Genomic DNA, 24,980 nt, shown 5'->3' with positions numbered 1-24,980 from the left:
GAACTCAATTCCCAAACATCAGCGCAGTCAGCACAAAATCCAGCCCCAGAACCGCCAGCGACGAATGCACCACGGTACGCGTCGTTGCCCGGCTAATCCCGGCGGAAGTGGGGATAGCGTCATAACCGTTAAATAACGCAACCCATGTCACCGTAATGGCGAACACCAGACTCTTAATCAGACAGTTAACCAGATCCATGCGCCAGTCGACGGCGTTTTGCATCGCGGTCCAGAAGAAGCCGCTGTCGATACCTTTCCAGTTAACGCCTACCAGCGAACCGCCCCAGACCCCCACGGCGACAAAAATAATCGTCAACAGCGGGAGCGAGATCACCCCGGCCCAGAAGCGAGGTGAAATCACGCGACGCAGCGGATCGACCGCCATCATCTCCATACTGGAGAGCTGTTCGGTCGCGCGCATCAGGCCAATTTCCGCGGTTAACGCCGAACCGGCGCGCCCGGCAAACAGCAGCGCGGCGACCACCGGTCCCAGTTCGCGCAGCAGCGACAGCGCCACCAGCATCCCTAAGCTGGTTTCGGCGCTATAGGTGGTTAACACCAGGTAGCCCTGCAGCCCCAGCACCATGCCGATAAACAGCCCCGACACGATAATAATCAGCATAGATAGCACGCCGACATTATAGAGCTGGCGGATCAGCAGCGGCGCATGTTTGCGAAATTCCGGCTTGCCGACTACCGCGTTGAAAAGCATTAATCCGGCACGCCCAAACGCCGCGGTAGTTTTAATACCCCGATGTCCGAGCGCGGCCAGCGCATTTAGCAGCATCAGTCGCTCACTCCCTTGCCTAATAAATCATGGCGATAGTCGCCTGCCGGATAGCGGAACGGCACCGGGCCGTCGGCGATACCATCAATAAACTGGCGGACCCGGGGGTCGCCGTTTTCGCGCAGCGACTGCGCGCTGCCGTGCGCCACGATTTTTCTGTCCGCCACGATATACGCGTAGTCGGCAATGCTGAGCACCTCCGGCACATCGTGCGACACCACGATACAGGTCACGCCCAGCGTGCTGTTGAGTTCTGAAATCAGCTTGACCAGCACGCCCATGGTGATGGGGTCCTGTCCGACAAAGGGTTCGTCGAACATGATAAGATCAGGCTCCAGAGCAATCGCCCTCGCCAAAGCGGCGCGGCGCGCCATCCCGCCGGATAGCTCGGAAGGCATTAACTGCGCCGCCCCGCGCAGGCCGACGGCTTCAAGCTTCATCATCACCGTCGTATGCAGCAGCGCGTCAGGCAGACGCGTATGCTCGCGCAGCGGATACGCAACGTTATTGAACACGTCCATATCGGTAAACAGCGCGCCGGACTGGAACAGCATGCTCATCCGCTTGCGCACGGTATACAGGCGCGAGCGCGACATCTGCGGCACGTTTTCACCATCGAACAGGATCTCACCTTTGTCCGGCGCGATCTGTCCACCGATCAGGCGCAGCAGCGTCGTTTTACCGATCCCCGATGGCCCCATGATCGCCGTGATCTTACCGCGCGGCACTGACAGCGAGATATCGTCGAATATCACCCGATCGCCGCGAGAGAAGCGGATACCGCGTACTTCGACCAAATTCGCCTGAGTTTGGCTCATAAAATCATCCTTCCTCAACATCCCTCGGGCTAAGCATGGCGCGTACTTTCACCATAAACCCAACATTTTTACAGAATCTTACCTGCCCGGGTTAGCGAAAGCTGGCATTTGTTTTACTTTTGACAAACATAAAGTCAAAATTAAGAATTCGTTACGCTGCAGACGGATCGGTACAGCGAAGCGACGATTATACCTGAAGAAAGGACTTTAGATGCTCTTAGCGACGGCTCTGTTAATAATTGGTTTATTGCTGGTAGTGTACAGCGCCGATCGTCTGGTCTACGCCGCTTCAATCCTGTGCCGCATGATAGGGATCCCACCGCTGATTATCGGGATGACGGTGGTGAGTATCGGCACCAGCCTGCCTGAGATCATCGTCTCTGCGGCCGCTTCCCTGCATGGGCAGACCGATCTGGCGATCGGTACGGCGATCGGCTCGAATATCACCAATATTTTATTAATCCTCGGCCTCGCCGCCTTACTTCATCCATTTACCGTGCATTCTGATATCCTGCGCCGCGAGTTACCGCTAATGTTGCTGGTCAGTTTGCTGGCAAGCTTTGTGCTGTACGATGGGCAACTGTCGCGTATGGATGGCTTTTTTTTACTCGCGCTCGCCATACTGTGGCTGTTGTTTACCATTAAGATCGCGCGTCTCGCGGAGCGCCAGGGCAGCGATAGCCTGACCCGGGAACAGATGGCGGAGCTTCCCCGGGAAGGTTCGCTTCCCGTCGCCCTGCTCTGGCTGGGGGTGGCAATGATCGTGATGCCCATGGCGACCCGTATGGTCGTCGATAACGCGACGGTGCTGGCAAACTATTTCGCCATCAGCGAACTGACCGTCGGTTTGACGGTGGTGGCGATCGGCACCAGCCTGCCGGAACTGGCGACGGCGATTGCAGGAGCGCGAAAAGGGGAAGACGATATCGCCATCGGCAATATTATCGGCGCCAATATCCTCAATATCGCCCTGGTCCTCGGGTTACCAGCCCTGATTGCCCCGGGCGCTTTCGCTCCTGAGGCATTTACGCGTGACTATGCCGTGATGCTGTTCGTCAGCGCGATCTTCGCCCTGCTGTGCTGGCGGCGCAAACGGCAACCCGGCCGCCTTGCCGGCGCGCTGCTGGTCGGCGGTTTTGTGGTTTGGTTGGCGATGCTGTACTGGGCAGCACCGCTGTTCGTTGAATGAATCGGGATAACATTATGTCGCAAACAGATTTGCCAACGGATTTTGACTTTCAACGGGCAGGACGCGAGGTTCTGGAAATTGAACGTGAAGGTCTGGCTCAACTCGATCGGTACATTAATGACGATTTCACGCATGCCTGCGAGAAGATTTTCCGCTGCAGCGGCAAAGTCGTGGTGATGGGGATGGGCAAGTCCGGTCATATCGGGCGTAAAATGGCCGCCACCTTCGCCAGCACCGGCACGCCGTCGTTCTTCGTCCATCCCGGCGAAGCGGCCCACGGCGACTTAGGCATGGTCACGCCGCAGGATGTGATTATCGCCCTCTCTAACTCCGGCGAGTCGAACGAAATCCTGGCGCTGATTCCGGTGCTCAAACGCCAGCAGGTCCCCCTTATCTGCATCACCAGCCGCCCGGAAAGCAGTATGGCGCGCGCGGCCGATATTCATCTGTGCGTGAAGGTGCAGAAGGAAGCCTGCCCGTTAGGCCTGGCGCCAACCTCCAGCACCACCGCCGCGCTGGTGATGGGCGATGCTCTGGCGGTAGCGCTGCTGGAAGCCCGTGGTTTTACCGCCGAAGATTTCGCGCTGTCGCATCCCGGTGGCGCACTGGGCCGTAAGCTGTTGCTGCGGGTCAATGATATTATGCATACCGGTGATGAAATCCCGCACGTCAATGAGCAAGCCACTTTGCGCGACGCGCTGCTGGAAATCACGCGGAAAAATTTAGGCATGACGGCGGTTTGCGATGATGACATGAACATCATCGGCATCTTCACCGACGGCGACCTGCGTCGGGTGTTCGATACCGGCGTCGATATGCGTAACGCGCGTATCGCCGACGTGATGACGCCGGGCGGCATTCGCATCCGTCCCGGTATACTGGCGGTCGATGCGCTGAATCTGATGCAATCCCGCCATATCACCTGTGTGTTAGTTGCCGATGGCGACCATCTGTTGGGTGTGGTACATATGCACGATCTCCTGCGCGCGGGCGTAGTGTAAGTAAGGATAAAATAATGAATAATGCTGATGCCCTGCTGGCGACCTGCTACGGGCCGGTCAGTCCTGAGTTTATCGATCGGGCGGCGAAGATCCGTTTATTGATCCTCGACGTTGACGGCGTGCTGTCCGACGGTCTTATCTACATGGGCAACCACGGCGAAGAGCTGAAGGCGTTCAACGTCCGTGACGGCTATGGGATCCGTTGCGCGCTGACTTCAGGTATTGAAGTGGCGATTATTACCGGGCGAAAAGCTAAACTGGTAGAAGATCGCTGTCAGACGCTGGGCATTACACACCTGTACCAGGGGCAGTCCGATAAGCTGCTGGCATTTCGTGAGTTATTAAGCAAACTGGCGGTTGCTGCGGACGAAGTCGCCTACGTTGGCGACGACCTGATCGACTGGCCGGTGATGGCGGAAGTCGGTTTAAGCGTGGCGGTGGCGGATGCACACCCTCTGCTGCTGCCGCGGGCGGATTACGTCACCCGTATTAACGGTGGACGCGGAGCGGTACGTGAAGTCTGCGATTTGTTACTATTGGCGCAGGGCAAGCTGGATGAGGCCAAAGGGCAATCAATATGAGTAAAACCAGACGTTGGGTTATCATTTTACTGTCGCTGGTCGCGCTGATCCTGATCGGCCTTAACCTGGCGGGTACCGACGATACCGCCCAGCCGGAGGTCAATCCTGATGACCCGACCTATACCAGTGAACATACCGATACCGTCGTATACAGTCCGGAAGGGGCGCTTAACTATCGCTTAATCGCGGAGCACGTGGAGTATTTTTCCGCCCAGGAGCTGTCGTGGTTTACCAAGCCGGTGATGACCACCTTTGATACCAATAAGGTACCAACCTGGTCTGTCAAAGCGGATAAAGCGAAGCTGACCAAAGACCGCATGCTGTATCTTTACGGGCACGTTGAAGTCAATGCGCTGACCGCAGACTCTCAACTGCAGAAAATTACGACGGATAACGCCCAGATAAACCTGGTGACGCAAGACGTTACCTCCGATGACATGGTGACGTTGTACGGGACAACATTTAATTCCAGCGGCCTGAAAATGCGCGGAAACCTACGCAGCAAAACTGCCGAGCTGATTGAAAAGGTTAGAACCTCTTATGAAATTCAGAACAAACAAACTCAGCCTTAAGATTGCGCTCGCCAGCGCTTTACTGGCCGCCAGCCTGCCGGCGCTGGCAAAAACCGGCGACACCGATCAGCCGATTCATATCGAATCCGATCAGCAGTCGCTGGATATGCAGGGTAATGTTGTCACCTTTACCGGTAATGTCGTCGTCACCCAGGGGACTATCAAAATCAACGCCGATAAGGTGGTGGTGACCCGTCCGGGCGGTGAAAGAGGCAAAGAAGTGATCGACGGTTACGGCAACCCGGCCACCTTCTACCAGATGCAGGACAACGGTAAACCGGTGAAAGGCCGGGCGTCAAAGATGCACTATGAATTGCAGAACGATTTTGTGGTGCTGACCGGCAACGCACACCTGGATCAGCTCGACAGCAATATCCAGGGCGACAAGATCACCTATCTGGTGAAAGAGCAGAAAATGCAGGCGTTCAGCAATAAAGGCGGACGCGTGACGACGGTTCTGGTTCCTTCGCAGCTGCAAGACAAAAGCACCAACCAGCAAAAGAAGGGTAACTAATTCGTTATGGCAACATTAACCGCAAAGAATCTCGCCAAAGCGTACAAAGGCCGCCGCGTGGTGGAAGATGTCAGTCTGACCGTGAATTCCGGCGAGATTGTCGGTCTGCTCGGCCCCAACGGCGCCGGTAAAACCACGACCTTCTACATGGTGGTCGGCATTGTGCCGCGCGACGCCGGCAATATTATCATCGACGATGAAGATATCAGCCTGCTGCCGCTGCACGCGCGCGCGCGCCGGGGCATCGGCTATCTGCCGCAGGAAGCCTCCATTTTCCGTCGTCTGAGCGTTTACGATAACCTGATGGCGGTGTTGCAGATTCGGGACGACCTCAGCAGCGAACAGCGTGAAGACCGCGCGAAAGAACTGATGGAAGAGTTTCACATTGAGCATCTGCGCGACAGCCTCGGTCAGGCGCTGTCCGGCGGTGAACGCCGCCGCGTCGAAATTGCCCGTGCGCTGGCCGCCAACCCGAAATTTATCCTGCTGGATGAACCCTTTGCCGGCGTTGACCCCATTTCCGTTATCGATATCAAACGCATCATCGAACACCTGCGCGACAGCGGTCTTGGGGTGCTGATCACCGACCATAACGTCAGGGAAACGCTGGCCGTCTGCGAACGCGCGTATATCGTCAGCCAGGGCCACCTGATCGCCCATGGCACGCCGCAGCAAATCCTTGAAGACGAGCAGGTTAAGCGCGTGTATCTTGGGGAAGACTTCAGACTCTGATAGGGTAGAGGTTACAGACGTTTTAGCCGGAGATATTAGCCCTGAATATGAAGCAAGGTTTGCAATTAAGGCTAAGCCAACAGCTTGCCATGACGCCACAACTGCAACAGGCCATACGTTTGTTGCAGCTGTCCACGTTAGAACTCCAGCAGGAACTCCAGCAGGCGCTGGAGAGTAATCCATTGCTTGAGCAAACCGATCTTCACGATGAGGTAGATACCAAAGAGGTCGAGGACCGCGAATCGCTGGATACCGTCGACGCTCTTGAACAAAAAGATATGCCGGAAGAGCTGCCGCTCGACGCCAGCTGGGATGAAATCTACACCGCCGGCACGCCGTCGGGAAACGGCGTCGATTATCAGGACGACGAGCTGCCTATCTATCAAGGCGAAACGACCCAAAGTCTGCAGGATTACCTGATGTGGCAGGTGGAGCTGACGCCGTTCACCGATACCGATCGCGCGATCGCCACCTCTATCGTCGATGCCGTTGATGACACCGGCTACCTCACGATTCGGGTGGAGGATATTGTCGAGAGCATCGACGATGACGAAATCGGTCTGGAAGAGGTGGAAGCGGTGCTGAAGCGCATCCAGCGTTTCGACCCCGTCGGCGTAGCGGCCAAAGATCTGCGCGACTGTCTGCTGGTACAACTTTCACAATACGCCAAAGAGACGCCGTGGCTGGAAGAAGCCCGGCTTATCATCAGCGAGCATCTCGATCTGCTCGCTAACCATGACTTCCGCTCCCTGATGCGCGTCACGCGACTCAAAGAAGAGGTGCTGAAAGAAGCGGTTAACCTGATCCAGTCTCTCGACCCGCGTCCCGGTCAGTCGATCCAGACCAGCGAGCCGGAATACGTCATTCCCGACGTTCTGGTGCGAAAGGTTAGCGATCGCTGGGTGGTCGAGCTTAATTCCGATAGCATCCCGCGCCTGAAAATCAACCAGCAGTACGCGGCGATGGGTAACAGCACGCGCAACGACGCGGACAGCCAGTTTATCCGCAGCAACCTGCAGGAGGCCCGCTGGCTTATCAAGAGCCTGGAAAGCCGCAATGATACGCTGCTGCGCGTCAGCCGCTGCATCGTCGAGCAACAGCAGGCCTTCTTCGATCAGGGCGAAGAGTTTATGAAACCGATGGTGCTGGCGGATATCGCCCAGGCCGTCGAAATGCATGAATCCACGATTTCACGCGTGACCACCCAAAAATATCTACACAGTCCACGCGGTATTTTTGAGCTCAAGTATTTCTTCTCCAGCCATGTGAACACCGAAGGCGGCGGCGAGGCATCGTCGACGGCTATTCGTGCGCTGGTGAAGAAGTTAATCGCCGCGGAGAACCCCGCGAAGCCGTTGAGTGACAGTAAGCTCACCACCATCCTGTCCGAACAGGGTATCATGGTGGCACGCCGTACCGTCGCTAAGTACCGAGAGTCTTTATCCATTCCGCCGTCTAACCAGCGTAAACAACTGGTCTGACCCAACCGATAAGGAAGACACTATGCAGCTCAACATTACAGGACACAACGTCGAAATCACCCCCGCGCTGCGCGACTTCGTCACTGCGAAGTTCAGCAAACTGGAGCAGTTTTTCGACAGGATCAATCAGGTCTATATTGTGTTAAAAGTAGAGAAGGTGACGCAAATTGCGGATGCCAATCTGCATGTCAACGGTGGCGAAATCCATGCCAGTGCGGAAGGGCAGGATATGTATGCCGCTATCGATGGTCTTATCGATAAGCTGGCACGACAGTTAACAAAACATAAAGATAAACTAAAACAACACTAATTGTCCGGGCGTCGCCCTGGCCGGCTGCCAGCTCTCATCGGCGGTCGGCAAGGGGCGCGCTCAGGTGAAATTATGATGAACAACGATTCGGCTCTACAACTGAGCAATGTCCTGAACCAGGAATGTACCCGTAGCCAGGTTCACTGCCAGAGTAAAAAGCGCGCGCTGGAGATTATCAGTGAGCTGGCAGCTAAACAGTTAGGCCTGCCGCCGCAGCTGGTATTTGAAGCGATCCTCACCCGTGAGAAAATGGGCAGTACCGGGATTGGCAATGGCATTGCGATTCCCCACGGTAAGCTCGAAGAGGACACGCTGCGCGCCGTCGGCGTATTTGTCCAGCTGGAAACGCCGATCGCCTTTGATGCGATCGACAACCAGCCTGTCGATCTGCTGTTTGCGCTTCTGGTGCCGGCCGATCAGACCAAAACCCATCTGCATACGCTCTCGTTGGTGGCCAAACGACTGGCGGATAAAACCATTTGTCGTCGCCTGCGCGCTGCACAAAGCGATGAAGAGCTGTATGAAATCATCACCGAAGCAGGAAGCCGCGATGACGCATAACGGGAGTCGCACCCTACCCTTTATCGTACTGAGGAGAAACGGTACATGGTACTGATGATCGTCAGCGGCCGCTCCGGATCGGGGAAATCCGTCGCCCTGCGGGCGCTGGAAGATATGGGCTTCTATTGCGTAGATAACCTGCCGGTAGTGCTGTTGCCCGATCTGGCGCGCTCGCTGGCCGACAGAAACATTTCTGCCGCCGTCAGCATTGACGTGCGTAACATGCCGGAATCGCCGGAGATCTTTGAACAGGCGATGAAAAACCTGCCTGAGTCATTTTCTCCGCAGCTGCTGTTCCTCGACGCCGACCGCAATACGCTGATCCGCCGCTACAGCGACACCCGCCGTCTGCACCCGCTGTCGAGCAAAAACCTGTCGCTGGAGAGCGCCATCGACGAAGAGAGCGACCTGCTGGAGCCGCTGCGCTCACGGGCCGATCTGATCGTCGATACCTCTGAGATGTCGGTGCATGAGCTGGCAGAAATGCTGCGTACGCGTCTGCTTGGCAAGCGCGAACGCGAGCTGACCATGGTCTTTGAATCCTTCGGCTTTAAGCATGGTATCCCGATCGATGCCGATTACGTCTTCGACGTTCGCTTCCTGCCGAACCCACACTGGGATCCGAAGCTGCGCCCGATGACCGGACTGGATAAGCCCGTTGCCGCCTTCCTTGATCGGCACACCGAAGTTCACAACTTTATTTACCAGACCCGCAGCTATCTTGAGCTATGGTTACCGATGCTGGAAACCAATAACCGCAGCTACCTGACGGTGGCCATTGGTTGTACCGGCGGTAAACACCGTTCGGTCTACATCGCCGAACAACTGGCCGATTACTTCCGCTCGCGCGGTAAGAACGTGCAGTCTCGCCATCGGACGCTGGAAAAACGCAAATCATGACCGTAAAGCAGATCGTTGAAATCACCAATAAGCTGGGGATGCATGCCCGCCCGGCGATGAAGCTGTTTGAGCTGATGCAGAATTATGATGCGGAAGTCCTGCTGCGCAACGACGAGGGGACAGAAGCGGAAGCCAATAGCGTGATTGCTCTGCTGATGCTCGATTCCGCCAAGGGTCGGCAAATTGAGATTGAGGCCAACGGTCCGCAGGAAGTCGAGGCGCTGGCAGCGGTTATCGCGCTGTTCAATGCCGGTTTTGACGAAGACTAGTTTTCCCGGTCACGCGACGCTGACCGGGACGACCTCCCTCCGGCTTCGCCTTAATCCAGCCTATGCGCTCGCATAAACCCTTCCCCGCCTAACTGACGCATCTGGCGCAGGATCCATGCCTGTCGGCTGCGAATATAGCCGGACGGCGCATCGGCGCGAAAACGAATCGGATTGGGTAAGACCGCCGCCAGGAGCGCGGCTTCAGACGCGGTTAACTTGCTCGCAGGCTTATGAAAATAGCGCTGTGACGCGGCTTCAACGCCAAAAATTCCTTCGCCGAACTCGGCAATATTCAGATAGACGCAGAGAATGCGTTTTTTACTCCACACCGTCTCAATGCCTACCGTTAACCCGGCTTCCAGCCCTTTGCGCAGCCAGCTGCGGCCATCCCATAGAAACAGGTTTTTCGCCGTCTGCTGTGAGAGCGTGGATGCCCCACGCACCCGGCTTTCGTGCCGTTCGTTGTGCGCCAGCGCTTTTTCTATCGCCGGAAGGTCAAAGCCCCAGTGTTCAGGGAATTTTTGATCCTCAGCGGCAATCGCCGCCAGCCCCATCCACGGCGATATCTCATCCATCCCGACCCAGTCGGAATGGGCGATGTAATGAAAATCCCCGCCCAGCCACGCGCCTAGCTGCCGCTCCAGCATCACCGCCGAATAAGGGACCGGCAGCACGCTGAACAACGCAATACCACCGCCGCAAAAGACCGCGCCGATCAGCAGTACGCGCAGCAGCAGGCGCTTGATCATCCGCCACGGCGACAGACGAACGCTCATTCAGCCAGAACCAGCACGCGGGCCACCAGCTTCTCAATCCCGGTCGCCGCTTCCGCGATGTTCTGCGCCAGCATATAGGCCGGCGTCGTCACCACTTTGTTCTCTTCATCCACCACGATGTCATCGACCGGGCAGGGCACATGTTCCGCGCCCATCTCCTCCATGACGTCCGCAGTGTCGATATCGGTACCAATGGTTACCCGCAGCGGGATCGGCAAAATTTTTGGCAGCAGCGCCGGGGCGATACACATAAAGCCCAACGGTTTACCCGCCTGATGCATCGCCAGAGTCAGCGCTTGCAGGTCGCTGTCGACGGCGCATTCGGCCCCCTGCGCGGCAAAACTGCTAAGATTTTTCGCCGCGCCAAACCCGCCGGGGACAATCAGCGCATCGAGATCGTCAGCCCGGGCGCGAGCCAGAGGCTGGATATCGCCGCGGGCAATACGCGCCGCTTCAATCAACACGTTGCGGCTTTCAGCCAGCGGCTCACCGGTCAGATGGTTGATGACATCCGTTTGGCTTTTATCAGGGGCGAAACAGACCGCCTGCGCGCCGCCACGGGCTATCGCCAACAGGGTAATGACCGCTTCATGGATCTCCGTTCCGTCATAGACGCCACAACCGCTCAGTACCACACCTATCTTTTTCATACTGCCAGCTCCTTAGTGCAACTTGCTGAAACCAGTCAAAAATTTTGATTTACCCGCATTGCTTCACATATTTTACTGATTCACGTAACAAATTATTTAAGGTTTGCTATCTTAATGAGCGAGCAAACCCAATCCTCAGGTTGCGCTACGTAAAAAATATCTCTCATTATTCTGGCGCAACGACCCGTTCCCTGGTGTTGGCGCAGTATTCGCGCACCCCGGTTTATCCGGGGTCATTTTTTATCTGCCGCCGCCACCCACGCTTTCAGCACCGCCACATCGTTCTGCCACTCTGATTTCATCTCTTCGACCCATTCACCAACGTTATCTGACCACGCCGGCAGGTCCGGAGTCTGAATCTGCTGCCCCAGCTGCTGGATATGGCGCAGGCCGATAGAACCCGCTGCCCCCTTAATCTTATGCCCTTCATCGACGATCCCTTTCTGGTCACGAGCAGTGAGGTTAGATTCCAGCACCGCCAGATAGCCCGGCATCATCTTCTCAAAAACCGCCAGGCCATCGTTGATAAGCTGCGGCCCCACCAGCTCGATGTACTGCTCCAGCATCGGAACATCCAGTACGGCAGACGATTTGCTGACATCAACGCCTGGCATTTCACTGACCTCTTCTTCCGGCGCATCCCAGAATTTTTTAATGATGGCGGTTAACGCCGGTACCGATAGCGGTTTGCTCAGAACATCGTCCATCCCGGCATCGAGATACTCTTTTTTGTTCTTCAGGACGTTGGCGGTGAGCGCGACCAGAGGCGGCAGCTCGTCGGCAGCATATTGCTGCTTGAGTTGACGAGAAATGTCGAGACCGGTCATGTCCGGTAGCTGAATATCCAGCAGCACCAGGTCGTATTCGCCCGGCTCAAACATCTCCAGCGCCGCCTTACCGGTCATCGCAACATCAACGCTGTTACCCAGCTTCTCCAGCACCGAACGCGCGACAATCACATTGAGCTCGATATCCTCAACCAGCAGCACATTCAGCGCCGGCAGCGGCATTTCATCTTCCGTCAGCGTATCTTCCACCTCTTCCGCCACCGCGGGCGCATGCACCGTCAGGGTAAACGTCGCGCCCTGGCCCGGCTGGCTGGAGACATTAATATCCCCGCCCATATTGCGCGCCAGACGACGCGATACGGCAAGGCCAATTCCGGTCCCGGTCGCCGGTTTACCGCCGTGGCTGTCTTTCACCTGATAATACATGGCGAAGATCTTATCCTGCTCCGCCTGCGGAATACCAATGCCGGAGTCTTCTACTTCAAAATGCAGGATGTCGCCTTCATCATAGCGAACGCGAACGGTGACGTTTCCGCCCTGTGGGGTGAATTTCACGGCGTTGCTGATGAGGTTCCACAGGATCTGCCGCAGCCGCGTTCCGTCGGTCACCACCTGATGCGGCAGGGGTAACGTCGGATCCATCACGAAACGCAGCCCTTTCTGCTGCGCCTGCAGGCCGGAGAGATTCTCCAGATCGGCCAGGAAGCTGGTAAAGTCGACCTGCTGGTTATCCAGCTGGACTTTTCGCCGCTCCATCTTATCCATATCAATAATATCGTTGAAAATATTACCCAAAGTCACCGCCGAAACATGGATCGTTTTCAGGTATTTTTCCTGCTCGCCGGTCAGCTCGGTATCCAGCAGAATGCGGCTCAGCCCCACGATGCCGTTCAGCGGCGTACGCAGCTCATGGCTGATGGTCGAGATAAATGTCGTCTTGTCGCGGCTGGCGCGTTCCAGCGCATCCTGATAGCGCTTCCGTTCGGTAATGTCGCGCCCAAAGCCCATCAGGCCGCGGCGCTTACCGACGCGGTCATAGTAAGGGACCTTGCGGATTTCAAAGCAGGCTTTGCGCCCGTCCGGATAATCCAACCACTGCTCGTAGGTCAGCGACACGTTATGCCGGAAGACCTTTTCGTCGGTCTCCAGCACTTTCTCCGCCGCTTCTTCGTTATAGACATCCTGCGGCTTGAGGTGGATAAGCTGTTTCTCGCTTTTACCCGTCAGCAGTTCCATCGCCCGGTTACAGCCGGAAAACTCTTTGTCTTCATTGCGATAGAAAACCAGATCCGGCGAGGCATCGAGGAAAGAACGGAGGAAGGAGGATTGTTGTTCCAGCTGAATTTGCGTCTCTTCACGCTCTTTCATCTCAATCTTCAGCTGTTCCAGGGTCGTCTCGCGCTCGGCTTCCGCTTTCTCACGTTCGCCAATCTCCTGATTGAGCTGCGCGATATTGTCTTTAAGCTGCACGTTAAGCTTGAGGTCGCGCTCGCGCATCTCCTCGAGTTTGTCGACCAGTCGCGAGAGGCGCTGTCGCGACTCTTCCAGCTGCTCCACCACCACCGACAAAAAGTAGACCGCCCACGGGGTGATCAGCAGGCCAAAGAAGATAGAGCGGATGACATCGATGCTCTCGACCTGGCCATGCAGGACCATCGTAACGGCCATCTGCACGACGATCGCCAGCACCACCAGAGCCAGGGCCAACAGCATGGAAAAACGCACCAGACCCAGTTTCATCATCAGGTCGACATAGTACTGCGCCAGCATACGGATTTGCTTCATAAGGGATTCCTTCGCGACAACTCCGCACAATAATACCCAATTCTGAGCAATACGCTGTAAGTTGTGCAAAAAATGCGTATCCCCTTACGCTCCTGAGGCTGGCGGGATCCAGCCACGCCCCAGCGCCGAGCCCTGGACGCCGTATTGATTAAGATAGCGGTCAAGTTCAACCATCCCGGTCCAGCGGTTCTCGCACCACTGCGGGGCCAGCAGCGTCGGGCGACGGGCGCTGGCCGAAATGCGGTGATAAATCACCTCCGGCGGAGTATGACGAATCATCTCTCCGGCGGTGGCGGTATAGTCATCCAGCGCGATCGCCTGTAAACGCCCGGCCTGCCAGGCTTTCGCCATAATGCTCCCGGTCACGATATGCAGCGGATGCAGCTTGATACCATCGACGCCGGTTTCCACGACCCGCGCCAACGTTTGCAGGCAATGGCTCTGCTCTTCGCCCGGCAACCCGACGATTAAATGCGCGCATACGTTAAGGCCGCGCTCGCGCGCCAGACGAGTGGTGCGCTGGTAGCAGGCGAAATCATGACCGCGGTTAATACGCCGCAGCGTTTTGTCGTGCGCCGTTTGTAACCCCAGCTCCAGCCACACTTCGTAGCCCTGTTCCCGGTAGCCGCTGAGCAGATCGAACACCGCCTCCGGGACGCAGTCCGGGCGGGTGCCTACACACAGCCCGACGATGCTGGCCTGGCTCACCGCCTGCTGATACATCTCGCGTAAGAGTTCGACTTCGGCAAAGGTGCTGGTATAGGCCTGAAAGTAGGCCAGATAGCGTTGCGCCCGGTTGACCCGCTGCGCCTGATACGCCAGCTGTTCAGCAATCGAGTGTTGCCGCTGCGCCTCATCGGCAAATGAGGCCACGTTGCAGAACGTGCAGCCCCCGCGGCCAATCGTGCCATCGCGATTCGGGCAGCTAAACCCGCCGTGCAGCGTCAATTTATGCACCTTTTCGCCATAGCGCCGCGAAAGATCCCCACCAAACATATTGACTAATTTCTGTAACTGCATAATCTGATAGACCGGCCTGAATAAAGGGGCCAAGCCTGCCATTTTTAGTCACCTACGGCGATGACCTGGATCAATCGTCAGAGTGGCCGCTCACCTCATTGCATAACCACTCAAGATAACTGCAATTTCATTCACCCGTGCTATGATGAGTTTTGCTTATACTTAACCCCTGGTTTGCCATTATCTTCATCAGGGTAAAAAACAGTGTTATTTCTCGCCTCTGAGATAATAAGCAGATAAATACTCTGCTATAAATAGCCAGTTCAGCACAGAACGATAATGTTACGCTATCGATATAGTGAGACAGATCACACTAGATTAGGCTTTCCGCTACGTTTTATTGCCGCTTAAAACACGACTATTACCTTAACTATCATATAGTTAAACTCTGTATAGCACATTTTTGTATAAATAAGATTGCCATTTGACGTAAGTGCGGATTCCCGATAAGTTGGGAATCCGCTGGAAGCTTTCTGGATGAGTGCTCTGCTCATCATATTTATGCAGTAATTGAGATTCCCTCTTACAGCAAGTCCTCAAACTTGCGTACCGATGCGAAAAGGATTTAAAGAGGGCGAATGCGAGGTGCAAACCCCGTCGCCATGCTCTTTCTGTGCCCGTGCGCAATCGGTATCGGAGGGTGTCCCGTAGAGCCTGGGGAGGTTCACTGATATGTTGTACGATAAATCCCTTGAGAGGGATAACTGTGGTTTCGGCCTGATCGCCCACATAGAAGGCGAACCTAGCCACAAGGTAGTGCGTACCGCTATACACGCACTGGCCCGAATGCAGCACCGCGGCGCGATCCTTGCCGATGGTAAAACCGGCGACGGTTGTGGCTTGCTGCTGCAAAAACCCGATCGTTTCTTCCGTATCGTTGCGGAAGAGCGCGGCTGGCGTTTAGCCAAAAATTACGCCGTCGGGATGTTGTTCCTGAATAAAGATCCTGAGCTGGCGGCGACCGCACGCCGCATCGTCGAAGAAGAATTACAACGTGAAACCCTGTCGATCGTCGGCTGGCGCGAAGTGCCGACCAACGAAGGGGTTCTCGGTGAAATCGCCCTCTCCTCGCTGCCCCGTATTGAACAAATTTTTGTTAACGCCCCGGCTGGCTGGCGCCCGCGCGATATGGAACGTCGTTTGTTCATCGCTCGCCGCCGCATTGAAAAGCGTCTGCAGGAAGATAAAGATTTCTACGTTTGCAGCCTGTCGAACCTGGTGAACATTTATAAAGGTCTGTGTATGCCGGCGGATTTGCCGCGCTTCTACCTGGACCTCGCGGACCTGCGTCTGGAGTCGGCAATCTGCCTGTTCCACCAGCGCTTCTCCACCAATACCGTGCCGCGCTGGCCGCTGGCCCAACCGTTCCGCTATCTGGCGCATAACGGCGAAATCAACACCATTACCGGCAACCGCCAGTGGGCGCGCGCGCGTACCTATAAGTTCCAGACGCCGTTAATCCCGGATCTGCACGATGCGGCACCGTTCGTTAACGAAACCGGCTCCGACTCCAGCTCCATGGATAACATGCTCGAGCTGCTGCTGGCCGGCGGTATGGATATTGTACGTGCGATGCGTCTGCTCGTTCCGCCAGCCTGGCAGAACAACCCGGATATGGATCCGGAGCTGCGCGCGTTCTTTGACTTTAACTCCATGCACATGGAGCCGTGGGATGGTCCGGCGGGCATCGTGATGTCCGACGGCCGCTACGCGGCCTGTAACCTCGACCGTAACGGTCTGCGCCCGGCGCGCTACGTCATCACCAAAGACAAGCTGATCACCTGCGCTTCCGAAGTCGGGATCTGGGACTATCAGCCTGACGAAGTGGTCGAAAAAGGCCGCGTTGGCCCAGGCGAGCTGATGGTGATCGACACCCGCGGCGGCCGCATTCTGCACTCTGCGGAAACCGACGACGATCTGAAAAGCCGCCACCCTTATAAAGAGTGGATGGAGAAAAACGTCCGTCGCCTGGTGCCGTTCGAAGATCTGCCTGACGAAGATGTCGGCAGCCGTCAGCTGGATGATGACACCCTCGCCAGCTACCAGAAACAGTTTAACTACAGCGCTGAAGAGCTGGACTCCGTGCTGCGCGTTCTGGGCGAAAATGGCCAGGAAGCCGTCGGCTCGATGGGCGATGACACCCCGTTTGCGGTGCTCTCCAGCCAGCCGCGCGTCATCTATGATTACTTCCGCCAGCAGTTCGCGCAGGTTACCAACCCGCCGATCGACCCGCTGCGTGAAGCGCACGTGATGTCGCTGGCCACCAGCATCGGCCGTGAAATGAACGTCTTCTGCGAAGCGGAAGGCCAGGCGCACCGCCTGAGCTTCAAATCGCCGATCCTGCTGTACTCTGATTTCAAACAGCTCACCACGATGAAAGAGGAGCACTATCGCGCCGATACGCTGGATATCACCTTTAACGCCACGGAAACCTCGCTGGCCGAAACGGTGAAAGCGCTGTGCGATAAAGCAGAACAGATGGTGCGTAACGGTACCGTCCTGCTGGTGCTCTCCGACCGTAATATCGCCAAAGACCGCCTGCCGGTTCCGGCACCGATGGCGGTGGGCGCCATCCAGACTCGCCTGGTCGATAAGAGCCTGCGCTGCGACGCCAACATCATTGTTGAAACCGCCAGCGCCCGCGACCCGCACCACTTCGCAGTACTGCTGGGCTTCGGCGCAACGGCTATCTATCCATACCTGGCCTATGAAACGCTGGCGAAACTGGTCGATAGCAGAGCCATTGAGAAAGATTACCGTACGGTGATGCTGAACTACCGTAACGGCATCAACAAAGGCCTGTACAAGATCATGTCCAAAATGGGCATTTCGACCATCGCCTCCTACCGCTGTTCGAAGCTGTTCGAAGCCGTCGGTCTGCATCGCGAAGTGTCCGATCTGTGCTTCCTCGGCGTTGTCAGCCGTATCGGCGGCGCGGGCTTCGATGACTTCCAGCAGGATTTGCTGAATCTGTCCAAACGCGCATGGCTGGCACGTAAACCGCTGGATCAGGGCGGCCTGCTGAAATACGTGCACGGTGGCGAATATCACGCCTATAATCCGGACGTCGTCCGCACCCTGCAACAAGCCGTACAAAGCGGTGAATACCAGGATTATCAGCAGTATGCGAAGCTGGTGAATGAACGTCCGGCCGCAACGTTGCGCGACCTGCTGGCGCTGAATCCAGGCGATGACGCCATCAGCATCGACCATGTTGAATCGGCCAAAGAGCTGTTCAAACGCTTTGATACCGCCGCCATGTCTATCGGCGCGTTGAGCCCGGAAGCGCATGAGTCGCTGGCGGAAGCCATGAACAGCATCGGCGGTTTCTCTAACTCCGGCGAAGGCGGTGAAGACCCTGCGCGCTACGGCACCAACAAAGTGTCGCGGATTAAGCAGGTCGCTTCCGGTCGCTTCGGCGTCACCCCGGCTTACCTGGTGAACGCCGATGTTATCCAGATCAAAGTCGCGCAGGGCGCGAAGCCGGGCGAAGGCGGGCAGCTGCCGGGGGATAAAGTCACCCCGTATATTGCCAAACTGCGCTACTCGGTTCCCGGCGTTACCCTGATTTCACCGCCGCCGCACCACGATATTTACTCTATCGAGGATCTGGCGCAGCTGATTTTTGACCTCAAACAGGTTAACCCGAAAGCGATGATTTCCGTGAAGCTGGTTTCTGAACCGGGCGTCGGCACCATCGCTACCGGCGTGGCCAAAGCCTATGCCGACCTCATCACCATCGCCGGTTATGACGGCGGCACCGGCGCCAGCCCGCTTTCCTCAGTGAAATATGCGGGATGTCCGTGGGAACTGGGCCTTGTTGAAACCCAGCAGGCGCTGGTGGCCAACGGCCTGCGTCACAAGATTCGTCTGCAGGTGGACGGCGGGCTGAAAACCGGCCTCGACATCATCAAAGCGGCGATCCTCGGCGCGGAAAGCTTCGGTTTCGGTACCGGCCCGATGGTTGCGCTCGGCTGTAAATATCTGCGCATTTGCCACCTGAACAACTGCGCAACCGGCGTAGCAACCCAGGATGACAAACTGCGTAAGAACCACTATCACGGCCTGCCGTTCAAAGTAACTAACTACTTTGAATTCATCGCCCGCGAAACCCGCGAGCTGATGGCTGAGCTCGGCGTGAAGCGTCTGGTAGACCTGATTGGCCGCACCGACCTGCTGAAAGTGCTGGATGGCTATACCGCGAAGCAGCAGAAGCTGGATCTGAGCAAACTGCTGGAAACCGCCGAGCCGCATCCGGGTAAAGCGCTGTACTGCACCGAAAGCAACCCGCCGTTTGATAACGGCGTGCTGAACGCGCAGCTGCTGCAGCAGGCAAAACCGTTCGTTGACGGCAAACAGAGCAAAACCTTCTGGTTTGATATCCGTAACACCGATCGCTCGGTTGGCGCATCCCTGTCCGGCTATATCGCCCAGACCCACGGCGATCAGGGACTGGCAGCAGACCCGATTACCGCGCACTTCAGCGGTACCGCGGGCCAAAGCTTCGGCGTGTGGAACGCCGGTGGCGTGGAGCTGCATCTGACCGGCGATGCCAACGACTACGTCGGCAAAGGGATGGCGGGTGGTCTGCTTGCGATCCGTCCTCCGGTTGGCTCCGCCTTCCGTAGCCATGAGGCAAGCATCATCGGCAACACCTGCCTGTATGGCGCGACCGGCGGTCGTCTGTACGCGGCAGGCCGCGCAGGCGAACGTTTTGCAGTGCGTAACTCCGGCGCCATCACCGTGGTAGAAGGCATCGGCGATAACGGTTGTGAATACATGACCGGCGGCATCGTCTGCGTGCTGGGTAAAACCGGCGTCAACTTCGGCGCAGGGATGACCGGCGGCTTTGCTTACGTACTGGATGAAGATGGCGACTTCCGTAAACGTGTGAACCCGGAACTGGTGGAAGTGCTGGACGTCGACGCGCTCGCGATCCATGAAGAGCACCTGCGTGGTCTGATTACCGAACACGTGCAGCTGACCGGTTCGTCTCGCGGTGAAGAGATCCTGGCTAACTGGCCGGCCTTCGCAGCGAAATTCGCGCTGGTTAAACCAAAGTCCAGCGATGTTAAAGCACTGTTGGGTCACCGTAGTCGTAGCGCAGCAGAGCTGCGTGTGCAGGCGCAGTAAGGAATTCAGATGAGCCAGAACGTATACCAGTTTATCGACTTACAGCGCGTTGATCCGCCAAAGAAACCGCTGAAGATCCGTAAAATTGAATTTGTAGAAATTTACGAGCCGTTTTCAGAAGGCCAGGCCAAAGCCCAGGCAGACCGCTGCCTGTCCTGCGGCAACCCGTACTGCGAATGGAAATGTCCGGTCCACAACTACATCCCTAACTGGCTGAAGCTGGCCAATGAAGGGCGTATTTTTGAAGCGGCAGAACTGTCGCATCAGACCAACACGCTGCCGGAAGTCTGCGGGCGCGTCTGCCCGCAGGACCGCCTGTGTGAAGGTTCCTGTACGCTGAACGATGAGTTCGGCGCGGTGACTATCGGCAACATCGAGCGTTATATCAATGATAAAGCGTTCGAAATGGGCTGGCGTCCCGATCTCTCCGGCGTCAAGCAGACCGGTAAAACGGTCGCTATCGTCGGGGCAGGTCCGGCAGGGCTGGCCTGTGCCGACGTGCTGACCCGTAACGGCGTCAAAGCCGTGGTATTTGACCGCCATCCGGAAATCGGCGGCCTGCTGACCTTCGGTATTCCGGCGTTTAAGCTGGAAAAAGAGGTGATGACCCGCCGCCGGGAAATCTTCACCGGCATGGGGATTGAGTTTAAACTCAATATCGAAGTGGGCCGTGACGTTCAGCTTGACGATCTGCTGAAAGATTACGATGCCGTCTTCCTCGGCGTGGGGACCTATCAGTCCATGCGCGGCGGGCTGGAAAACGAAGATGCGAACGGTGTCTTTGACGCCCTGCCATTCCTGATCGCCAATACCAAGCAGACCATGGGCTTTGGCGAAACGGCGCACGAACCGTACGTCAATATGGAAGGTAAACGCGTGGTGGTTCTCGGCGGTGGCGACACCGCGATGGACTGCGTACGTACCTCCATACGTCAGGGGGCGACTCACGTTATCTGTGCCTACCGTCGTGACGAAGAAAACATGCCGGGCTCTAAACGCGAAGTGAAAAACGCGCGTGAAGAGGGCGTCGAATTCCAGTTCAACGTTCAGCCTCTGGGTGTGGAAGTGAATGCCAACGGTAAAGTGTGCGGCGTGAAAATGGCGCGTACTGAGATGGGTCAGCCGGATGCGAAGGGCCGCCGTCGTGCGGAGATCGTCGCCGGTTCCGAGCACGTGGTTCCGGCCGATGCGGTGGTGATGGCGTTTGGTTTCCGCCCGCACAGCATGGAGTGGCTGGCGAAGCACGACGTTGAGCTGGATTCCCAGGGCCGTATTATCGCGCCGGAAGGCAATGAGAATGCGTTCCAGACCAGCAACCCGAAAATCTTCGCCGGCGGCGATATCGTGCGCGGTTCCGATCTGGTGGTCACGGCGATTGCCGAAGGTCGTAAAGCGGCTGACGGGATCCTGAACTACCTGGAAGTGTAATCCATCAGCCCGGATGAACCTTTCATCCGGGCTTAATCCGCGACAAAGCCCGATGGTGAAAAGCCAGCGGGCTTTTTTATTCTCTAAGCAGTCCGGCGCGAACCTTGATGACCACCTTTTTCACATCGCTGGAGGCCGTGACCCGACAGCCGGGCTTATGCGGCTCGCCGGGCATGAAGACCGCAAACATCTCAGGCTGCAGCGTCAGCACCTGCTCTCCGGCAATGCGGTTGCACAGCTGATAGTCCTCTGCAGGATGCGGCTCCTCGCACTCGCGCGCCGACCCCATCAGACCATAAAAAATGCGCTCCTCGCCCGCCAGCAGGATCTGGATGTCGATATACTGGGTATGCAGCTCCGCTTTCTTCTCCTCAGACGCCCCGGTAGTGAACTGCATCACATTCATCAACACATTGTCGCCCTGCAGCTCATAGCTCCCTGGCGCCTTATTGTACAGGTCGTGAGCCTGGGCCAGGGCGATAGCCCGCCTCAGCGCTCCCGGCAGCCCGGCCGCCAAAGGCTGCTGTAAATTGCCCACAATCATCTGTTTTCTCCCCGTCCCCATAATGCAGCCCCTAGCAGACCCGCATCATGCCGATAGTAAGCTTCCCGCAGCGGAACATGATAGACCGCGGGCTCCTGTAACAGATACTTCTCAACCAGCGGCAGATAGCCGCTGGCCAGACCGATACTGCCGCCCACCACCACGCACTGGCAGTCGGTGACGGCTTTCAGATCGGCAATCAGCCGCGCCAGCGTTTGCGCCGATCGCTGGATCAGGGAGCGCGCCTGCTGATGGCCCTCGCCGGCAAGAGCAAAAATAGCTTTCGCATCCAGGCCGCTGAGCTCCCCTACGGCCGCCGCCGCGATGCCGCGCCCGGAAGCGATAGCCTCGACGCAGCCTTTCCGCCCGCAGCCGCAGACTGGCCCATGGGGATCCGCCAGCGTGTGGCCGCAGTGCCCTGCCAGACCACCGCTGCCGGTTTGCAGTCTGCCATGGCTGACGATACCGCCCCCGACGCCCGTCGAGACGGTCAGAAACAGCATCTCACCCACCTTCTCCGCTAATGCATGATATTCCGCCCACGCCGCGGCCTGAGCATCATTGAGGGCAATACCGGGCAACGCCGTGAGGTCGGATAAACACGCCTGCAGGGGAAAATGCGCCAGTCCTCCCAGATTCGCTGGATTGATGGCGGTCAGAATGCCGTCCTGAATAATGCCGGTGGAAGCAATGGCGAAACGCGCCGCGCGCGCCGCCAGTGGCGCCACAAGTTCGCCTAATGCCGCGGCTAACGCCGCCGGCGTCTGGCTGGCGGGAGTAGCCATTTCACGTCGCGCAGCAATCGCCAGTTCGCGGTCTATCAGCGCGGCGGCAAGCTTGGTGCCGCCAATATCAATCGCCAAAGTGGTCATGACGCCGCCTTTTTCAGCGCCGTGTTGTACCACCCGCAAATATGTTCCAGACGCGTAATCGCAGATCCCACGGTGACCGCCCATGCGCCATGCCGCATGGCCTCAGCCGCCTGAGCCGGCGTGTTGTAGCGCCCTTCGGCAATCACCCGACAGCCCGCCTCGTGTAGCGCCTGGACCAGCGTGAGATCGGGCTCATCCGGCGTGTACGGCGTAGTATAGCCCGACAGGGTGGTGCCGATAATCTCCGCTCCCAGCCGCTGACACCGTCGCCCATCATCAACCGACGAGCAGTCGGTCATCGCCAGCTTCTGCTGCTGATGAATTCTCGCCAGCAGCGCCTCTATCGCCACCGGACGCAGGCGATCGGTGCCATCGATGGCGATAATATCGGCCCCCGCCTGCGCCAGCGCATCCACATCCTCCAGAAATGGCGTAATGCGTACCGGTGAATCGTCAAGGTCGCGCTTCAGAATGCCGATAATCGGTACCGTCACCGCCGCGCGGGTGGCACGCAGATTCTCCACCCCTTCAATACGCAACGCCACCGCCCCGGCCTGTTCGGCCGCCAGCGCCATCGCCGCGACGATGGCCGGCGTATCCAGCGGGCTGCCGGGAACCGGCTGACAGGAGACAATTAACCCGCCGTTGGCGCGGATGCGGCTATCCAGTTGTTCAAGCAAAGACATAATAACTCCCTGAGTACGCTTAATGCCCGGCCTGGGGGCCGGGCACAGATTACCTGGTTTTCATTAATTCACTTTTAGCGGCGCCGAACGGCACTGCGCCGCTCAGCGGTTTGCCATCAATCGCATCATGGGTACGCACGGCTTCCGGGCGGATCCAGCGTTGCACGCGCGAGGGCATATCCAGACCAATAAGCAGGATCACCACAAAGGTCAGGCCGAACGAGAGCGATCCCAGCGTGGTGCCGAGATCCATACGTTGCGCAATCAGCGCGCCGAGGACCGGCGCAATCGCGCCCCCCAGCGCCCCCACGTTATAGGTAAAGCCCAGGCCAGCCGCCCGTTGATCGGTATCGAAGTAGCCGCCGATCAGTTTGGGTAAGATCCCGGAGATCCCCTGCCCAAGCATCTGCTGGAAAAACAGTAGCAGGCCCAGAACCCATACGTTTGCGCCGCCGATAGCAAAAACGGGAATAATCAGCAGCTGGGAAGCCAGCAGACTGCAAACGTAAGCTTTTCGCGTCCCCAGCCAGTCGCCGAGAAAGCCGCCGACGCAGCAGCCTACAGCCGCGCCAAAACCGCTAAAGAACAGAACGTTCGCCACGGTCGTATGATCGTAGGCCAGCTCCGTTTTGAGATAAGTCGGTAATAGCGCCTGAATAGGCCATGAATAGAGGAAGGCGAACAGGACGACCACCATCAGCGTCACACCCGTTGGCCAGCGTTTACCGCTGCTTTGCACCATAAAGCTGATAAAAATCGTCGCGCAGAGCAGCCCCAGCGCAACGACGATGCCGGCATTGTTGAGCTCACCGGCGAAGCAGAACCACAGCGCCGTCGCCGCCACAGCGGTCAGGAATATATTGAGTACCCGGTATTTTCCGCGGTACAGGATATCCACCATCGTCCGGACCGGCGTTTTGCCTTCATGCTTCTCTTTCCAGTCCTCTGCTTCGGGAATATTCTTTCGCAGCCACAGCGCAAAGACGATCGGCACGATGCCAATGAAAAACAGCGCGCGCCACCCCCACACCGGCACCACCAGGCTGTAGATCTGTGCCGCAATAACCGCTCCGACGGAAAAACCGGAGATCAAAAAACCGCTGGCTTTATTTCTCAGCTGTTTTGGCCAGCTTTCAATAACATAGGTTGCACTTGAACCGTATTCGCCGGCCATCCCCATTCCAATCACCAGGCGGGCGATAAATAGGGTGGTATAGCCCGGCGCGAAGCCGCATGCCAGCGTGCCCACTGAAAAAAGGACAATGCTGGTGACCATGGCCAACCGCCGTCCATAGCGATCGCCCATGGCGCCCAGCATCAGCCCGCCGAACCAGCGTGAAATGAAGGCGGCAGAGATCAGACTTGCCGCTTCAACGGTTGTCAGGCCAAAGTCCCCCTGAATTTCCGTTAACACCAGAGCGATTAATACAAAATCAAAACCATCAAGCAAATAACCCAACCAGGCGGCGGAGAAAGCCCGCCATTGCGCCCGGTTGAGATGGCGATACCACGGGATGTTCTGGGTCGTTGTACTCATTTTGCTCTCCCGCGATGGGTCAGACCCACGCTTGGTTTTTCATACC

General features: G+C 57.2%; 23 protein-coding genes. 13 read left to right on the top strand and 10 right to left on the bottom strand.

Going from position 1 to position 24,980, the window contains the following annotated elements; translation table 11 throughout:
* Positions 1–4 precede the first annotated feature (4 nt).
* Entirely contained in the window at positions 5–787 is a 783-nt protein-coding gene (gene mlaE / locus EDF73_RS12975) for a lipid asymmetry maintenance ABC transporter permease subunit MlaE (protein ID WP_132729542.1), read from the bottom strand.
* Positions 787–1,605 (bottom strand): phospholipid ABC transporter ATP-binding protein MlaF, encoded by an 819-nt coding sequence (gene mlaF, locus EDF73_RS12970; protein WP_132729541.1) that lies wholly within the window; start codon positions 1,603–1,605, stop codon positions 787–789. Before mlaF ends, mlaE begins: the two co-directional genes overlap by 1 nt.
* 211 nt (positions 1,606–1,816) lie before the next feature.
* Between mlaF and EDF73_RS12965 the strand changes: the two genes are divergently transcribed.
* The 11 genes from EDF73_RS12965 to npr all read left to right on the top strand — a co-directional run bounded on the left by EDF73_RS12965 (position 1,817) and on the right by npr (position 9,715).
* Positions 1,817–2,794 carry a calcium/sodium antiporter gene (locus EDF73_RS12965; RefSeq protein ID WP_132729540.1) on the top strand — a complete coding sequence of 326 codons (978 nt, stop codon included), beginning with the start codon at positions 1,817–1,819 and terminating at the stop codon, positions 2,792–2,794.
* A complete protein-coding gene (kdsD, locus tag EDF73_RS12960; RefSeq protein ID WP_165905715.1) occupies positions 2,791–3,795 on the top strand; it encodes an arabinose-5-phosphate isomerase KdsD in 1,005 nt (334 codons plus the stop codon). Before EDF73_RS12965 ends, kdsD begins: the two co-directional genes overlap by 4 nt.
* Before the next feature lie 14 nt (positions 3,796–3,809).
* Positions 3,810–4,376: a 3-deoxy-manno-octulosonate-8-phosphatase KdsC gene (kdsC, locus tag EDF73_RS12955; RefSeq protein WP_132729538.1), complete on the top strand. Its 567-nt coding sequence runs from the start codon at positions 3,810–3,812 to the stop codon at positions 4,374–4,376.
* The gene (gene lptC, locus EDF73_RS12950; RefSeq protein WP_132729537.1) at positions 4,373–4,948 is read left to right on the top strand and encodes an LPS export ABC transporter periplasmic protein LptC; all 576 of its coding nucleotides are present in this window, start codon (positions 4,373–4,375) and stop codon (positions 4,946–4,948) included. The genes kdsC and lptC overlap by 4 nt, the downstream gene beginning before the upstream one ends.
* Complete coding sequence (gene lptA, locus EDF73_RS12945; RefSeq protein WP_132729536.1) at positions 4,917–5,462, top strand: lipopolysaccharide ABC transporter substrate-binding protein LptA; 546 nt, start codon at positions 4,917–4,919, stop codon at positions 5,460–5,462. The genes lptC and lptA overlap by 32 nt, the downstream gene beginning before the upstream one ends.
* Positions 5,463–5,468: 6 nt before the next feature.
* Positions 5,469–6,194 (top strand): LPS export ABC transporter ATP-binding protein, encoded by a 726-nt coding sequence (gene lptB, locus EDF73_RS12940; RefSeq protein WP_004206203.1) that lies wholly within the window; start codon positions 5,469–5,471, stop codon positions 6,192–6,194.
* A gap of 47 nt (positions 6,195–6,241) precedes the next feature.
* Complete coding sequence (gene rpoN, locus EDF73_RS12935) at positions 6,242–7,675, top strand: RNA polymerase factor sigma-54 (protein ID WP_132729535.1); 1,434 nt, start codon at positions 6,242–6,244, stop codon at positions 7,673–7,675.
* Between the two features lie 22 nt (positions 7,676–7,697).
* Positions 7,698–7,985 carry a ribosome hibernation promoting factor gene (gene hpf / locus EDF73_RS12930; RefSeq protein ID WP_132729534.1) on the top strand — a complete coding sequence of 96 codons (288 nt, stop codon included), beginning with the start codon at positions 7,698–7,700 and terminating at the stop codon, positions 7,983–7,985.
* A 72-nt stretch (positions 7,986–8,057) separates the two neighbouring features.
* Entirely contained in the window at positions 8,058–8,546 is a 489-nt protein-coding gene (ptsN, locus tag EDF73_RS12925) for a PTS IIA-like nitrogen regulatory protein PtsN (protein WP_132729533.1), read from the top strand.
* A 45-nt stretch (positions 8,547–8,591) separates the two neighbouring features.
* A complete protein-coding gene (gene rapZ / locus EDF73_RS12920) occupies positions 8,592–9,446 on the top strand; it encodes an RNase adapter RapZ (protein WP_132729532.1) in 855 nt (284 codons plus the stop codon).
* Positions 9,443–9,715 (top strand): PTS phosphocarrier protein NPr, encoded by a 273-nt coding sequence (npr, locus tag EDF73_RS12915; protein WP_004868176.1) that lies wholly within the window; start codon positions 9,443–9,445, stop codon positions 9,713–9,715. The genes rapZ and npr overlap by 4 nt, the downstream gene beginning before the upstream one ends.
* A 50-nt stretch (positions 9,716–9,765) precedes the next feature.
* On the opposite strand, the gene mtgA is transcribed toward npr, so the two are convergent.
* The 4 genes from mtgA to EDF73_RS12895 form a co-directional block, all read right to left on the bottom strand.
* The gene (mtgA, locus tag EDF73_RS12910; RefSeq protein ID WP_132729531.1) at positions 9,766–10,491 is read right to left on the bottom strand and encodes a monofunctional biosynthetic peptidoglycan transglycosylase; all 726 of its coding nucleotides are present in this window, start codon (positions 10,489–10,491) and stop codon (positions 9,766–9,768) included.
* Entirely contained in the window at positions 10,488–11,141 is a 654-nt protein-coding gene (elbB, locus tag EDF73_RS12905; RefSeq protein WP_132729530.1) for an isoprenoid biosynthesis glyoxalase ElbB, read from the bottom strand. Before elbB ends, mtgA begins: the two co-directional genes overlap by 4 nt.
* A 233-nt stretch (positions 11,142–11,374) precedes the next feature.
* Complete coding sequence (arcB, locus tag EDF73_RS12900) at positions 11,375–13,714, bottom strand: aerobic respiration two-component sensor histidine kinase ArcB (RefSeq protein WP_132729529.1); 2,340 nt, start codon at positions 13,712–13,714, stop codon at positions 11,375–11,377.
* An 84-nt stretch (positions 13,715–13,798) separates the two neighbouring features.
* Positions 13,799–14,734, bottom strand: a complete 936-nt coding sequence (locus EDF73_RS12895) for a TIGR01212 family radical SAM protein (RefSeq protein ID WP_132729528.1) — start codon at positions 14,732–14,734, stop codon at positions 13,799–13,801.
* 672 nt (positions 14,735–15,406) lie between these two features.
* Between EDF73_RS12895 and gltB the strand changes: the two genes are divergently transcribed.
* Positions 15,407–19,867 (top strand): glutamate synthase large subunit, encoded by a 4,461-nt coding sequence (gltB, locus tag EDF73_RS12890; RefSeq protein WP_132729527.1) that lies wholly within the window; start codon positions 15,407–15,409, stop codon positions 19,865–19,867.
* Positions 19,868–19,876: 9 nt separating this feature from the next.
* Entirely contained in the window at positions 19,877–21,295 is a 1,419-nt protein-coding gene (locus tag EDF73_RS12885; protein ID WP_132729526.1) for a glutamate synthase small subunit, read from the top strand.
* Positions 21,296–21,371: 76 nt separating this feature from the next.
* On the opposite strand, the gene nanQ is transcribed toward EDF73_RS12885, so the two are convergent.
* Genes nanQ through EDF73_RS12865 form a run of 4 tightly spaced genes read right to left on the bottom strand, consistent with a single transcriptional unit; the run spans position 21,372 to position 24,934 of the window.
* Positions 21,372–21,839 carry an N-acetylneuraminate anomerase gene (gene nanQ / locus EDF73_RS12880; protein WP_132729525.1) on the bottom strand — a complete coding sequence of 156 codons (468 nt, stop codon included), beginning with the start codon at positions 21,837–21,839 and terminating at the stop codon, positions 21,372–21,374.
* Positions 21,836–22,711, bottom strand: a complete 876-nt coding sequence (locus EDF73_RS12875) for an N-acetylmannosamine kinase (protein WP_132729524.1) — start codon at positions 22,709–22,711, stop codon at positions 21,836–21,838. Before EDF73_RS12875 ends, nanQ begins: the two co-directional genes overlap by 4 nt.
* The gene (locus EDF73_RS12870; protein WP_132729523.1) at positions 22,708–23,397 is read right to left on the bottom strand and encodes an N-acetylmannosamine-6-phosphate 2-epimerase; all 690 of its coding nucleotides are present in this window, start codon (positions 23,395–23,397) and stop codon (positions 22,708–22,710) included. Before EDF73_RS12870 ends, EDF73_RS12875 begins: the two co-directional genes overlap by 4 nt.
* Before the next feature lie 49 nt (positions 23,398–23,446).
* Complete coding sequence (locus EDF73_RS12865; protein ID WP_132729522.1) at positions 23,447–24,934, bottom strand: MFS transporter; 1,488 nt, start codon at positions 24,932–24,934, stop codon at positions 23,447–23,449.
* Positions 24,935–24,980: the final 46 nt, after the last annotated feature.

Origin of the sequence: Klebsiella sp. BIGb0138 (genome assembly GCF_004342285.1) — a bacterium.
Classification (GTDB): Bacteria; Pseudomonadota; Gammaproteobacteria; order Enterobacterales; family Enterobacteriaceae; genus Klebsiella.
This window is presented reverse-complemented; position numbering and strand designations above follow the sequence as displayed.